The organism is Gordonia sp. AC31 (assembly GCF_031844505.1).
Lineage (GTDB): Bacteria > Actinomycetota > Actinomycetes > Mycobacteriales > Mycobacteriaceae > Gordonia > Gordonia hongkongensis.
In genome coordinates this window covers 75805-89330 of the sequence record NZ_JAUZVK010000006.1, presented here as the reverse complement: position 1 = coordinate 89330, position 13526 = coordinate 75805, and the positions used below count along the sequence as shown (strand labels likewise).

The following is a 13526-nucleotide window of genomic DNA, read 5'->3' as shown; positions in this document are numbered from 1 at the left end:
TGGACGACACCGAAACGGGCAAACCCGGACAGACGACCAAGTCCGTCAGCCGATGAGGTCGGAGATCGGTCCGCGCGCGAAGTAGGCGACGAAGATCGCGGCGACGAACCAGAGCAACGGATGCACAGTGCGGGCCTTGCCCGCCGCGGTCGCCATCACGACCCAGCTGATGAAGCCGATGCCGATACCGTTGGCGATCGAGTACGTGAACGGCATCGAGACGACGGTCAGGAAGGCCGGCAGCGCGTAGTCGAGCCGTTTGAAGTCGACGGTCGTGAGCTGGCCGATCATCATGGCGCCGACGACCACCAGCGCGGGGGCGACCGCCTCGAGCGGGATCACCTCGTAGAGCGGCGTCAGGAACATCGCCACCAGGAACAGGATTCCGGTCACCACGTTGGCGAGGCCGGTGCGCGCACCTTCGGCGATACCGGACGCGGACTCCACGAACACCGTGTTCGACGACGCCGAGGCGGCACCGCCGGCGATGGCGCCGGTCCCCTCGACGACGAGCGCTCGGCCGATACCGGGCAGGTTGCCCTTCTCGTCGGCCAGCCCGGCCTCCTTGCCGAGGCCGGTCATCGTGCCCATGGCGTCGAAGAAGTTGGAGAGCACCAGCGCGAAGACCAGCACCGACGCCGCGAGCACACCGATCCGGGTGAACGCGCCGAACAGGTCGACGTCACCGACCAGGCTGAGATCGGGCAGACCACCGAGGGCATCGGGGATGTCGGGCACGCTGAGACCCCAGCCGGAGGGGTTGTCGACGCTGGACCCGTAATCGAAGATCCGCTCCAGCACGATCGACAGCACCGTCGTGATGGCGATACCGATCAACAGGCCGCCGGGGACCCGACGCACCACCAGGACGCCCATCAGCAGCACCCCGACCGCGAAGATCAGTGTGGGGATCGTGGAGATCGAGTTGTCGCTGCCCAGCTGCACCGGGACGGTGGTGCCGGCGGCGTCGGGGATGCGCTTGACGAATCCCGCGTCGACGAAACCGATGAAGGCGATGAACAGACCGATGCCGGCCGCGATCGCGGCTTTCAGTTCCGCGGGCACCGCGTTGAACACCGCGGTGCGGAATCCGGTGACGGCCAGCAGGACGATGATGATGCCGTCGACGACCACCAGACCCATTGCCTCGGGCCAGGTCACCTGCGGCGCGATGGACACCGCCAGCAGGCTGTTGATCCCGAGACCTGCCGCGATCGCGAACGGATAGTTGGCGACCAGGCCGAACAGGATCGACATCACGCCCGCGACGAGCGCGGTGACCGCGGCGACCTGCGCCAGCGGCAGGACGTTGCCCAGGACATCGGTGTTCTTGTCCCCGCCCGGGATACCGCCGATGATGATCGGGTTGAGCACCACGATGTAGGCCATCGTGAAGAACGTGACAAGGCCACCGCGGAACTCGCGGTTGATCGTCGAACCGCGTTCGGAGATCTTGAAGAACCGGTCGAGCGGGCCGCGCGGCACCGCGGAATCCGGCCCCGGGGTGGTCGCGGGGAAGTCGGGCTCCGTGGGGAGGTTCCCTTTCGACATGTCCGCACCCGGGGTGTCGGAGGACCTCAGATCGCGAGACTCACTCGGCTCATCGTGTGGCACGTTCCGAAAGCTACCCTGTTGTCCATGTCCACGACACTCGAGATCCCCGAACTCCCCCGCGCGTTGCGCGCCCCGGAGCCGGTGATCGTGGTCGGGATGATCGGGTGGGTGGTGGCGACCGTGATCGTCGCCCTCACCGATCTCGGTGGCGACCGCGCGCTGCCGGTGTGCCTGGTGGGCCTGGCCGTCGGTCTGCTCGGGACGACGATCGTCCTCGTCCAGCGTGCCGGTGTCCGACGCGGTGATCGGGGCGCGCAGGAAGGCCTCGACTAGTTTCTGTCCGGTTCTGCCCTGTCCGGTTCTGCGGCCGCGGCGAATTCGTCGACCCCGGGTTCGTGTTCGAGGACGCGACCGGGTCCGAACAGCAGGGCGACGAAGTAGAGGCCGCCCGCCGCGATCAGCCCGAGCACGATCAGGGTCGGCACACGCGCGTCGTCGGGCGTGACGAGTACGAACAGGGCGACCCCCACCCAGATCAGCGCGGCGACCGCGACCGGCATCTCGAGGCGTCCGAGACTGAACCCACCGGACTTGCGCTCCAGACGCTTTCGGACGACCAGGTACAGCACGACGGTCCCGCCGTAGATGAGCGCGGGCAGGATCGTCGACGCGATGATCAGCTCGATCAGCGCCGCCCCGGGCAAGGCCACCATCAGCACCACCCCGACGCCGAGGATGAGCAGCGTCGCCGGTACCGGGGTCTGGGTCCGGGGGTTGACCCTGGCCATCAGCCGGTGCGCCGGGAAGCGCCGGTCGCGGGCCATCGCGAAGACCTGCCGGGCGCAGGCCGCCATCACCACCATGCCGGCGCCGAACATCGCGAAGACGATGCAGGCGAGCAGGATTCGTTCGGCGACCGGCCCGAGTTGCTCCCGGATGATGGCGGCGACCGGCGACCCGTCGGCCGTCACCGCCTGGACGTCCTCGATCGCCGTGGTCAGGATGATGAGGAAGACCAGTCCCAGGACCGCGGCGGCCACCACTGATCCGACGATCGCCCGGGGCACGCTGCGGAACGGATCCTTCGCCTCTTCGGCGAGGTTGGCCGCGGAATCGAACCCGACCAGGGTGGTGAGTCCCATGACCATCGCGGCCATCACCCCGCCACCGATCGCCCAGTAGTCCGGCGCACCGGCGGCCATCCCCTCGGACACCAGATTGCCCGGGTGACCGCTTCCGCTGAACACCATCACCGCCGCGAGCACCAGGATCAGGATCGCCACGATCGCCAACTCGACCGCGACCGCGCCGGAGGTGAACAGGCCGAGCAACCGGGTCGAGGCGATCACCAGCACGGCCTGGATGACGAGCACGACAAGGGTGATGACGCGGGCGACGTCCTCGTCCTCGGCCATCCCGGCGAGCGGCATCAGCGCCTGACTGGCCAGCGCGTTGTCCATGGCGACCACGCCGATCGCGAGGTACCAGAAGCTCAGCCAGCCGAAGAACCAGCCGATCTTCGGGTTCGCCAGCCTCGACGCCCACTGATACGACGACCCGCTCAGTGCGATTCGGGCGGCGAACTGGGCGACGACCAGCGCGATCAGGGTCTGGCCGACCGCGGCGACGATCCACAACCAGATCCCGACCGGACCCGCCGTGGCGAGCACGCTGCCGTAGGTGGCGAAGATCCCGACCGCGACGGAGATGAACGCGAAGGAGATCGCGAACACCGCGAACCCGCCGAGCGTCCGGCGCAGCTCCGGACGGTACCCGCTGGTGCGGATCTCGTCGGGTGATCCGCTGCCGGCACCCGCCGGGGTGACCACGTCCTCCGCCATGGCGGTCCCTTTCGTCGGGCGATCACACGAGCAGGTCGTCCAGCCGTTGCGCGATGATCCCGACCGCGTATCCGAGACGTTCGAACGCCTTGTTGGTGGTCTGGCCGTGGTAGTAGCGGTAGTAGATCTGCTGGGCGATCACCCCCGCCCGGAACAGTCCGAACACCTCATACCAGCGCCAGCGTTCCGGTGTCATGTCGAATCCCATGCGCTCGCAATAGTTCTCGACGAACTCGGCACGACTGAGCATGCCGGGCAGGTGCGTCGGGACACGTCGCATGAGCTGCATGGCATCCGGGTCGTCGGCCTGGATCCAGTAGGCCATCGAACCCGCGACATCCATCAGGGGATCGCCGAGGGTTGCCATCTCCCAGTCCAGGATGCCGATCACCCGCGTGGGATCATCCTTGTCGAGGACGACGTTGTCGAGCTTGAAGTCGTTGTGGATGACGCAGTTGGCGACGTCGTCGGGCTGGTTGTCGGCCAGCCACGTCATCGTCGACTCGAAGTCGGGCACGTCATCGGTGTGCGCGTTGCGGAATCGCGCCGACCAGCCCTCGACCTGCCGTCGCACATAACCCGGCCCCTTGCCGAGATCGGCGAGTCCGGTCGTGCTCGGATCGACCGAGTGGACCTCGACCAGGGTGTCGATGAAGTTCAGACAGAGCCGGCGTGCCTGCTCGGCGTCGAGCGGGACGTCGGCGGGCCACTCGGTCCGCGGGATGACACCGTCGATGCGGCCCATCACGTAGAAGTCCGCGCCCAGGACCGACTCGTCGTCGCAGAAGGCGATCATCGGCGCGATGTAGCGGATGGCGGTCGCGAGTTCGGACTGGATCCGGTACTCGCGTGCCATGTCGTGCGCGCCCCGCGCCTTGGTACCCCGGGGCGCCCGGCGCAGGATCAGGTCCCTGGCCGGATAGCGCAGCAGGTACGTGAGATTCGAAGCGCCACCGCCGAATTGACGGACCTCCGGCACGGCGTCGAGACCGGTCGGGTCCGCGGCGTTGGCCTCCAGCCACTTGGCCATCGCCTCGACGTCGAATGCATCCTCGGTGCGGACCTCGCCCGCACCGGCCACCTCGTTGGTCATCCTCGTCCCCCGATCAGCGGTACTTGCCGAACTCGATGCGCGCAACCACGTTGCGGTGCACCTCGTCCGGGCCGTCGGCGAGTCGGAGCGACCGCGCGCCCACCCAGGCCTGCGCGAGCGGGAAGTCGTCGGTGAGACCGGCGCCGCCGTGCAACTGGATGGCGAGGTCGATGACGTCGAGTGCCATGTTGGGCACCTCGACCTTGATCTCGCTGACCGCCGACAGGGCTTCGCGGGACATTCCCTGGTCGAGCAACCAGGCCGCGTGGTGGACGAGGAGTCGCGACCGGTTGATCGCGATGCGAGCGTCGGCGATGCGCTCGCTGTTGCCGCCGAGCCGGGCGAGTTGCTTGCCGAACGCCTCCCGCGAGAGTGCGCGACGCACACCGAGTTCCAGCGCCCGCTCGGCGAGTCCGATCGCCCTCATACAGTGGTGCACACGACCCGGACCGAGCCGGCCCTGGGCGATCTCGAAGGCGCGGCCGGGTCCGAGCAGGATGTTCGACGCCGGGACGCGCACGTTGTCGAAGCTGACCTCGCCGTGGCCGAACGGCTCGTCGAAGTAGCCCATGGTGGTGAGCATCCGGTCGATCGTGACCCCGGGGGCGTCGATCGGGATGAGCACCATCGTGTGCCGCGACTTCCGGTCGGCCTCGGCGTCGGTGACGCCCATGAAGATGAGCACCTTGCAGTCCGGGTGGCCGACGCCGGTGGAGAACCACTTGGTCCCGTTGATGACGACGTCATCGCCGTCGAGTACGGCGGTCGCGGCCATGTTGGTGGCGTCCGACGACGCGACGGCCGGCTCGGTCATGCAGAAGGCGCTGCGGATCTCGGCGGTCAGAAGGGGTTCGAGCCACTGTTTGCGCTGCTCGTCGGTGCCGTAGCGCAGCAACACCTCCATGTTGCCGGTGTCGGGGGCGTTGCAGTTGAAGATCACCGGCGCGAGCCCGGACGATCCCATCGCCTCCGCGATCGGCGCATACTCGGAGTTGGTCAACCCTGCCCCGCCGTCGGTGCCGAAGTCGGCGGCGTAGCGGCCGGCGTGCTCGGCGGGCAGGAAGAGGTTCCACAGACCCTCCGAGCGGGCCTTCTTCTGCAGTTCGGCGATGATCGGCGACGGCGTCCACGGGTTGCCGTTCTCGTCGCGGCGGGTCTTGATGTCCCGATGGATCTCGGGTTCGACCGGCTCGATCTCGGTGGTCACGAAGGTGCGCACGCGTTCGGTGAGTTCGGCCGACCGCGCTGACGGAGAGAAATCCATACCCGACCGTATCGCGATGAACCGATTACCCGTCATCGTTCCGAACAAACCGGCGCGGCGTCGGGCACCGTCACTTCCAGTACAAGGTCGTCCGCTCCGGTCCGGCCGTGGTGCTCACCAGTTTCGCGAAGCAGTTGTCCGGGCCGAATCCCTGGGCGCGACACCAGTTGTTGGCCTCGACCGGGCCCGGGAAGGTCGCCGCGGCCACCGTCACCCACCAGCCGCGGTACGAGAACACCGGCCACTCGTCGCTCCACAGGAGCCGAACGTCGTTGAACCGCAACCGGAGTGCCAGGAACTCGTCGAGGATGGCCTGGTCGGTCCAGGTCCGCCCCTCGGCGACGAGACCCGGCCGTTTGGAGCTCAGCTGCGCCACCCACCGGTTGTTCAGGTTCGCCACGATGAAGGCCCGATCGGCGTCGGCCTGCAGACGGAGGGCGCTGACGCTGCTCGCCGTCACGTCGGCTCCGGCCGGGAACGACACCCCGGTGGCGGTCGACGACGCGGCCGTTCCCGACTGCGGAGTCGCGAGCTTCGGCGCGGCCCCGGAGGTCGGGCCCTTGTCGCAGTCGACGAGGTAGCGGCCGCCGCCGGCCGCGCTCCCCTGGGCACCGAGCGTGTCCGGCAGACGGAAGAAGCTCCCGGGCGGATAGGTGAGTTCCATCGTCAGCGCCTCGCCCGCCCCGTCGAGCGAGGGCACCGCGACCGGCGCCCGCTGGAAGTCGAAGTTCCCCGACGCGACGATGCCGCTGCCGTCGGAGATGGTGATGCGTGTCTGCGGCCCGTACAGGACGTCGCCGCCGGGACACTTCGCGGTGACCTTCATCGTCACGCCCAGCCCACCCGCCGACGTGCGGAACGACTGCGGCGTGAACACCGGGGGCGCCCCGCACGGCGTGACGTACTCGGGTTCGCCGCCGTCGGCGGTGCCGGCCTCGCGAGTCGTGCCCGGGACGATGGCCTCCGGACCGGTGGGCGCGAAGCCGGTGATCGTGGTCGCGGTCATCGTGATCAGGCGGTCGCCGACGGCGAACGTCAACGGCGGACGCGGTTCGGTGACACCCGCAGCGGGGGCATTGCCGATCGTGGACGGGGGCACCGACCACACCGGCGCACCGCCCACCAGATCCAGGGCGGTCACGCCGCCGTCGGCCATGGGCGCGATGAGGCGTTCGCCGTCGGTGACGGCGTGGCCGGTCGACCCGTAGACCGGCCCGGTCGGAGTCGTCCACAACGTCTGGCCGGAGATGGCATCGACTGCGGTGACAGCGTCGTGCGTCGTCCACACGACTTCACGGTCATCGGCCAGCACGACGGTCGGCGAGGTGTGGGCCGGGAGATCAGTCGTCGTCCAGATCCGCGCGCCGTCCGCGACGTCGGTGTATGCACCGTCGATGAGCACACGCCCGCTCTGAGTCGGAGTCATGACAGCAGCGGACTCCACGCTCATACCCGCCAAGTCGCTGGTGGTGCCGTCCGGCCGGACCACGACGACCGGACCATTCGTCGGTGTGCCGCTTGTCATGCTGCCCGTCACCACGAGGATCGATCCGTCCGGGCGTGGCGACATCCCGGTCCGGCCCGGACTCGTGAAGATCTCCCGGCCGTCGTCGGCCGAGATGACGGCGACCACGCCGTCGGCGCTCGCGACGAGCTCGTCGGTGGCGATGAACTGCGAGGCGTCCCCGCTCGGAAGCGCTTCGGGCAGGTCGATCGTTCGCTGCCACTCCACGCCTCCTGGTGTCACCTTGTGGAACACGACCTGGCGTTCGTTGCCACCACTGAAGTCGCGGACGAACGCCGCTCTCCCGTTGAACGCGATCCCGAACGCCTGCGGCGGAGCGGGAGCACGGCCGATCTCGCGACCTGTCCGGACGTCGACGAAATACGCGGCGCCCCGACCCAGGCAGGCGATGGTGCTGTCCACGATGGAGGCCGAGCACCCGGACACGGGTTCGTCGAACGACCACGCCCGGCCGGACTCGGCGTCTATCCCGATGGGCCGCAGTGCCGGGCCGTTCGTGGAGTCACCTACCTGCACGAGCGTCACCAATGTGTGGTCGTCGTGGACCGCACCGAGCGTCATGTAGTTCGACTCGAGCGGTAGCCCGGAGACGTAGGCAGTGCCACCGACTGAACTCGCATCGACGCTCCAGGCGGGACTCGGCGCGGTCGGGAACGAACCGGTGAGCTGACCGGCGACGGGGTCCGGCGCGTCGTCGGAATTGCCACTTGACGAGGACACCTTCCACCACACGACGCCCCCGAGGACCAGCGCGAGGACACAAACCAACGCGACGCCCGTGATCAGGTACGCGCGCCGATTGGACCTGCGCGGGTACCCGGGCTGGGGATATCCGGGCTGGGGGTACCCCGGTGGTGGATAACCCGGCGGTGGGTAGCCCGGCGGCGGGTAGCCGTACTGGGGCTGTCCGGGTGGCGGCGGATAGCCAGTCGGCGGTTGTTGATACGGCGGTGGGTACTGCGGCGTCGGGCCCGTCTGCGTGGCGGCGTAGGGGTCCGGCGCCGGGGCCTTGTTCAGCGACACCCCCGGGACCACCGTCGGGCGGGCAGGTTGGATCGTCGTCGGCGACTCGTCCCGGTCGGCTGGTCCGGGCACGGTCGCGTCACCGTCGGGTGGCCCCGCATTCGACATCCGTCCAGTGAATCCCAGTCCGACGCGGTTCGACTGTCCCCCACCCGGGGGAATTCTCGTCATTCTCGACAGCCCCCGCCGAACCGACCCACCCCTTTTGTGGCCCGGACGCGCAACGGGTGTGACAGGAGTTCATCACTGTCAACGATCAACGCGCATTCAACGAAATCGACTGCACAGTCGACAATTTCGGGATCTCGAGCCTGTGGAGAAACCTCGAAATCGAACGAATGTTCCGGTACCTTGGAGTCATGCCAGAGCTCGCCACTCTCCTCGATCAGCTCATCGAAACCACACCACCCGCCGATGACCCCACGGGCAGAGCGACGTTCGACGCCCTCGAGACGCTGCGTTTGATCCGCAACACCGTCGACCACCAGATCGTCACCCACACATCGCAACTCGACGAACTCCGTATCGCCCAGAAAGCCGGCAGCACCACCAAGAAGCTGCTGATCGAGTCAGGCCATGCGCCGGCCGCCGCTCTTCGCACCATGCGGAGTGTCGATGCCCTGCCGACGTTGCCGGCCCTGGCGCGTCACGCCGCCGACGGGCGGCTGTCAAGCGAGATCGTCGATGCCATCATTCGTGGAATGAACCAGATCGAGAAGTGCTGCGCCGACGGCATTTCCGATGACGAGCGCTCCGAGTACGAGATCGAGCTCATCGCCCAAGCACTGTCGGGCGCGACACCGGCAGAAGTGCTCAAGTTCGCCCGAGCCGTCGCCAACGGCCTTGCCGACGCTTCCGATACCGGAGTCCCCGCCGCCGCCGACCCATCGCTGAACTCGGTGAACGCCCACACCACCGACGACGGCCGCGTCGAAATCCGGGCCGACCTCACCCAGATCGTCGGCGAGAAGTTCCAGGCCATGATCGACGAACGATCGTGTCCACGGCCCGAACCCGACGGCGCCGAAGATCGTCGCACCGCCGAGCAGCGCCGTGCCGACGCTTTCGAGTTGATCCTCGACCAAGCCGCGATCGGCGCGACCATCGATACCGTCGGAAGTCCACGCACGCAACTGATGCTGACCATCCCCGCCACCGGAGAACTCGCAACGCTGCCGTGGACCGGGACGGTCAGCCATGCCACCGCGAAACAGGTCTCCTGCGACGGATCCCTGACCGAGATCGTCCTCGACAGTGAGGGCGTACCGCTGCAGATGGGTCACACCCGTCGGTTGTATCCGGCACACCTCCGCAAGGCAATCATCGTCCGCGACGCCTGCTGCATCAAATGTGGTGCACCACCGTCCCATACCCAGGTCCACCACATCAAGTCGTGGGCCGACGGTGGACCCACCGACCTCGACAACGGCTGTTTGCTGTGTCAGCGCTGCCATACGCAGGTCCACCACCACGGCTGGGACATCGTGATGGGTTTCGACCGTCATCCCTGGCTTGTCCCACCCGCGACCATCGATCCGCGGCGCCGACCACTGCCCGCTTACAACAGACGCACCATGCGACTCGACGACGCCGCCTGACCGCTGCCGCCACAGACCACCAGACTTTCGCGTAGCACCTTCCGCACCCGGGCCACACCCGGGACCGCATCAGTCCCTTGACAACTCCACAGTGGCACCCCAGTCGAATTCACCCCGCTCGCAACCAGGCCGAACCCGGGTCGAAAAGCTAGGCGGGTTGGCGGTCGGTTTCGTGCGGTAGCCGGCGAGGAGTTCCTCGCCATAACCCTGCACGCACTCCGGGTCGGGGTTGGCGAGCGGGAGGCCGGTGAAGAACTTCGCGGCCATGCAGCCGCCGCGGCAGGCGTCGAAATGCGCACACTTAGTGCAGGCGCCGGCGTGCGGTTCGCGCAATTCGGTGAACAGGTCCGCCGTCGGACAGGATGTTCCCGGCGAGGAAGTTCTCGTGGATCGCGAACGGGCACGCGTACACGTCGCCGACCGGGTCGATGAGGCAGACCACGCGTCCCGCACCACACAGATTGAGGCCGGGGAGGCCGCCGCTGGAATCGGAACCGAACGCCGACAGATGGAACGAGATCTCCTCTCCCATCACCGTTGTCGTCATCTCGCGATCGGACTGCGCACCGACGGCATGCGGCGCCCAGCCCAGTTCGGAGAACGCGCGGACGTTGTCGTCGACGGTGACACCGGCCTGCGTGCCGGCGACCAGCGACGAGTACACCGATTTGGGCAGCCGCTTTTTGGCGCGGCGCTGCGCCTCGGTGACGGTCGCGTCCCACCAAATCCTGTGACGAGAACCCGCTCGCCGGGTTCACCCCGCCGCGCGGTAGATCGCCCGCGGAACACCACGGGGCGCGCCGTCGTCAGAACCGGCGCCCCGTCTCCATGAGAGCCAACCGGTCTCCATGTATGGATCAATGAGTAGGAAGAACATGTCTGCCAACCCCTGGGCCCGAAATCCTCGCACAAGCAGGGGGCAATATGAGTCGCATGTCGAACCAAACTGCCCCCGCTTCCGGAGATGTCGCGGCGGATGGTCCGGGTGAACGCGTGACCTATTGCCGGTTCCCGACGAGACCACCGGAGCCGCGGCGTGATTCGTACCGGAGCAGTATCCAGGTACAGAACACCACCCAGATCGCCCCGAACAACCATCCGGCCACGACGTCCGTGGCCCAGTGCACGGCGAGTTGTATTCGGGTGAGGCCGACGAGGATCGACAGCACGGGGGCGATCACGAGGATCCAGCGATGCGCCCGCACCCAGGGCGAGCAGCGAAACGCGGCGACAGCGAACAGCCCGAACACGACCATCGTCATCATCGCGTGCCCGGAGGGGAACGAGAAGGTGTCGATGTTCAGTAGACGGTCTTCGACGGGTGGCCGGTCCCGCGCGAACGAGTACTTGAGTGCCTGCATCAGACCGTATCCGAAAAGCACTCCGGCGCCGACGAAGACCGCGTCGACCCGGTGCCGGGTCACGGCGAGTGTCACCACGACCGCACATGTCAGCACCAACATCGTCACCGTGTTGCCGAGCACCGTCACCACTTCGGCGATCGAGACCCACGGCTCCGAACGGTTCTCGACCACCCAGTTCAGGATGTTCTCGTCGATCGTCGTCGGAGAGGGGAACATCCCGCCACCCTATCCAGGCGTCGCTCAAGTCGCCCTCAAGCACATCGCAAGCGTCACCGCCCACTGTGGTCCTCGAACCCGCCCGACCACGTATCGATGAGGACCCCCGCGATGACGACCCACCCCGCCCACCCCGCCCACACCGCTCACCCGATCCAGCTCCGGCTCCCCGGCCAGGCGGCCGCGCCCGACGGACCGCTCGACCCGTTCATGATGTACGTCCTGCACCACGGATTCCGGCGAGACCTCGCCGACTTCGCCGCCACCGTTCCGGCCACCCCCGTCGACGACGCGGGGACCTGGCGTGCGCTCTCCCGTCGATGGGCGATGTTCGCCCATGCGCTGCACCACCACCACACCGGCGAGGACCTGGAACTGTGGCCGCTGCTGCTCGAGCGGTGCGACAACGCCGAGGCGGAGGTCCTGCAGGCGATGGAGGACGAGCACGACGAGATCGACCCGCTGCTCGAAGAGTGTGCGGCCGGCTTCGCGCGGATGGCCGAACGCGCCGACGAACAGACCCGGGCCACCCTCGCGGACGCGCTGCAACGCGCCCAGGAGGTCCTCGGCAGACACCTGGCCCATGAAGAGACCGACGCGATCGCCATCGTGCAGCGCCGCCTCACGCCGCAGGACTGGGACGCCTTCGAGGAGAAGATGAGCAAGCGCTCCGGTCTGGCCGAGACCCTGCGGACGTGCCCGCTCATGGCGAAAGGGCTGACCGGTCCCGACCGCGAGGCGGTCTACGCCCGCATCCCCGCCATCCTGCGGCTGATGATCAGACTCGGCGGACCGAGATTCCGGCGCCTCGACGACCGCGCGTTCTACTACAACCCGCGCTGAACACCGACGGCCGGCGAACTCACCGCGCCAGCGACCGACCGATCACCAACCGCTGGATCTGGTTGGTGCCCTCGAAGATCTGGGTGATCTTCGCTTCGCGCATGTAGCGCTCGACCGGGAAGTCGCGGGTGTAGCCGTAACCGCCGAACACCTGGACCGCATCGGTGGTGACCTTCATCGCGGCGTCGGTGGCCACCAGTTTGGCGGTCGCCGCCGCTCGCGTGTAGTCGATGCCGGCGTCGCGGCGTCGAGCGGCGTCGAGGTAGGTCGCGCGGGCCGAGTCGACCGCGGCGGCCATGTCGGCGAGCACGAACGACAGCCCCTGGTGGTCGATGATCTTGCGGCCGAACGCGGCTCGTTCCTGCGCGTAGTCGACGGCGGCGTCGAGCGCCGCCTGCGCCAGGCCGGTGGCCACCGCAGCGATGCCCAGGCGTCCGGAATCAAGCGCGGAGAAGGCGATCTGCAGCCCCTGCCCCTCCGCGCCCAGCCGGCGTCCCTCCTCGACGAACGCGTCGTCGTAGGTGGCGCCGGTCGTCGGGACCGCGTGCAGGCCCATCTTGTCCTCCGGCTTGCCGAAGCTGAGCCCCTCGGTGTCCCGGGCGACGAAGAAGCAGGACACCCCCTTGGAACCCTCACCGGTGCGGGCGAAGACGTTGTACACATCGGCGATGCCGCCGTGCGTGATCCACGCCTTCGAGCCCGACATCGAGTAACCGCCGTCGGTCGGTGCGGCGCGGCACGCAAGCGCCGCGGCGTCGGAGCCGGCCTGGGGTTCGCTCAGGCTGTAGGCACCGATCAGCTTGCCGTTCAACAGGTCCGGCAGCCACTGCTGCTTCTGCTCGTCGGTGCCGAAGTTGAACAGCGGATGGCAGGCCAGCCCGTGCACGCTGACCGCCACGGCGACCGCAGCCCAGCGCGCGCCGAGCTCCTCGAGCACCTGCAGGTAGACCTCGTACGGCTGGCCCCCGCCGTCCCACTCCGTCGGGTAGGGCAGCCCGAGCAACCCCGCCTCACCCAGTTCGGCGAACAACCCGTCCGGGTACTGACGGTCCTTCTCGTGCTGATCGACGATCGGCGCCATGCGCTTGTCGGCGATGTCGCGGACCAGCGCGATCAGGTCGCGCGCCTCGTCGTTGGGGAGCAGGCGATCGACCGGCATTCCAGACCTCCAGGGTTACGAAACTAGTACTCAGGTCTTCTGCACA

10 protein-coding genes and 1 pseudogene are annotated in these 13526 nt (G+C 67.9%); 3 read left to right on the top strand and 8 right to left on the bottom strand.

Going from position 1 to position 13526, the window contains the following annotated elements:
• Positions 1–45 precede the first annotated feature (45 nt).
• A complete protein-coding gene (locus tag Q9R39_RS09360) occupies positions 46–1614 on the bottom strand; it encodes an NCS2 family permease (RefSeq protein WP_165630403.1) in 1569 nt (522 codons plus the stop codon).
• A 24-nt stretch (positions 1615–1638) separates the two neighbouring features.
• Between Q9R39_RS09360 and Q9R39_RS09355 the strand changes: the two genes are divergently transcribed.
• The gene (locus Q9R39_RS09355) at positions 1639–1887 is read left to right on the top strand and encodes a DUF2530 domain-containing protein (protein ID WP_058251612.1); all 249 of its coding nucleotides are present in this window, start codon (positions 1639–1641) and stop codon (positions 1885–1887) included.
• Here the strand turns inward: Q9R39_RS09355 and Q9R39_RS09350 are convergent.
• The 4 genes from Q9R39_RS09350 to Q9R39_RS09335 all read right to left on the bottom strand — a co-directional run bounded on the left by Q9R39_RS09350 (position 1884) and on the right by Q9R39_RS09335 (position 8408).
• Complete coding sequence (locus Q9R39_RS09350; RefSeq protein WP_165630404.1) at positions 1884–3395, bottom strand: APC family permease; 1512 nt, start codon at positions 3393–3395, stop codon at positions 1884–1886. The two genes, Q9R39_RS09355 and Q9R39_RS09350, sit on opposite strands and share 4 nt — an antisense overlap.
• A 22-nt stretch (positions 3396–3417) precedes the next feature.
• A complete protein-coding gene (locus Q9R39_RS09345; RefSeq protein ID WP_165630405.1) occupies positions 3418–4488 on the bottom strand; it encodes a phosphotransferase family protein in 1071 nt (356 codons plus the stop codon).
• A gap of 13 nt (positions 4489–4501) precedes the next feature.
• The gene (locus Q9R39_RS09340; RefSeq protein WP_065631957.1) at positions 4502–5752 is read right to left on the bottom strand and encodes an acyl-CoA dehydrogenase family protein; all 1251 of its coding nucleotides are present in this window, start codon (positions 5750–5752) and stop codon (positions 4502–4504) included.
• Between the two features lie 70 nt (positions 5753–5822).
• A complete protein-coding gene (locus tag Q9R39_RS09335) occupies positions 5823–8408 on the bottom strand; it encodes a PQQ-binding-like beta-propeller repeat protein (RefSeq protein ID WP_165630406.1) in 2586 nt (861 codons plus the stop codon).
• 230 nt (positions 8409–8638) lie between these two features.
• On the opposite strand from Q9R39_RS09335, the gene Q9R39_RS09330 reads away from it, so the two are divergent.
• Positions 8639–9898 (top strand): DUF222 domain-containing protein, encoded by a 1260-nt coding sequence (locus tag Q9R39_RS09330; protein WP_311277380.1) that lies wholly within the window; start codon positions 8639–8641, stop codon positions 9896–9898.
• Positions 9899–10054: 156 nt separating this feature from the next.
• On the opposite strand, the pseudogene Q9R39_RS09325 reads toward Q9R39_RS09330, so the two are convergent.
• Together Q9R39_RS09325 and Q9R39_RS09320 are read right to left on the bottom strand one after the other, a co-directional pair.
• Positions 10055–10625 (bottom strand): annotated as a pseudogene (locus Q9R39_RS09325) (SPASM domain-containing protein); the annotation flags it as partial.
• 271 nt (positions 10626–10896) lie between these two features.
• Positions 10897–11478, bottom strand: a complete 582-nt coding sequence (locus tag Q9R39_RS09320; protein ID WP_311277379.1) for a phosphatase PAP2 family protein — start codon at positions 11476–11478, stop codon at positions 10897–10899.
• A 111-nt stretch (positions 11479–11589) separates the two neighbouring features.
• Between Q9R39_RS09320 and Q9R39_RS09315 the strand changes: the two genes are divergently transcribed.
• Entirely contained in the window at positions 11590–12321 is a 732-nt protein-coding gene (locus tag Q9R39_RS09315; protein WP_311277378.1) for a hemerythrin domain-containing protein, read from the top strand.
• Positions 12322–12340: 19 nt separating this feature from the next.
• Here the strand turns inward: Q9R39_RS09315 and Q9R39_RS09310 are convergent, their stop codons facing one another.
• On the bottom strand, positions 12341–13480 hold the full coding sequence (locus Q9R39_RS09310; protein WP_311277377.1) for an acyl-CoA dehydrogenase family protein: 1140 nt from the start codon (positions 13478–13480) through the stop codon (positions 12341–12343).
• Between the last annotated feature and the right edge of the window lie 46 nt (positions 13481–13526).

Excerpts from the sequence above, each read along its gene's own strand:
- Q9R39_RS09355 (WP_058251612.1), top strand. The coding sequence starts at position 1,639 with ATGTCCACGACACTCGAGATCCCCGAACTCCCCCGCGCGTTGCGCGCC.
- Q9R39_RS09350 (WP_165630404.1), bottom strand. The coding sequence starts at position 3,395 with ATGGCGGAGGACGTGGTCACCCCGGCGGGTGCCGGCAGCGGATCACCC.
- Q9R39_RS09345 (WP_165630405.1), bottom strand. The coding sequence starts at position 4,488 with ATGACCAACGAGGTGGCCGGTGCGGGCGAGGTCCGCACCGAGGATGCA.
- Q9R39_RS09340 (WP_065631957.1), bottom strand. The coding sequence starts at position 5,752 with ATGGATTTCTCTCCGTCAGCGCGGTCGGCCGAACTCACCGAACGCGTG.
- Q9R39_RS09335 (WP_165630406.1), bottom strand. The coding sequence starts at position 8,408 with ATGTCGAATGCGGGGCCACCCGACGGTGACGCGACCGTGCCCGGACCA.
- Q9R39_RS09330 (WP_311277380.1), top strand. The coding sequence starts at position 8,639 with ATGTTCCGGTACCTTGGAGTCATGCCAGAGCTCGCCACTCTCCTCGAT.
- Q9R39_RS09320 (WP_311277379.1), bottom strand. The coding sequence starts at position 11,478 with ATGTTCCCCTCTCCGACGACGATCGACGAGAACATCCTGAACTGGGTG.
- Q9R39_RS09315 (WP_311277378.1), top strand. The coding sequence starts at position 11,590 with ATGACGACCCACCCCGCCCACCCCGCCCACACCGCTCACCCGATCCAG.
- Q9R39_RS09310 (WP_311277377.1), bottom strand. The coding sequence starts at position 13,480 with ATGCCGGTCGATCGCCTGCTCCCCAACGACGAGGCGCGCGACCTGATC.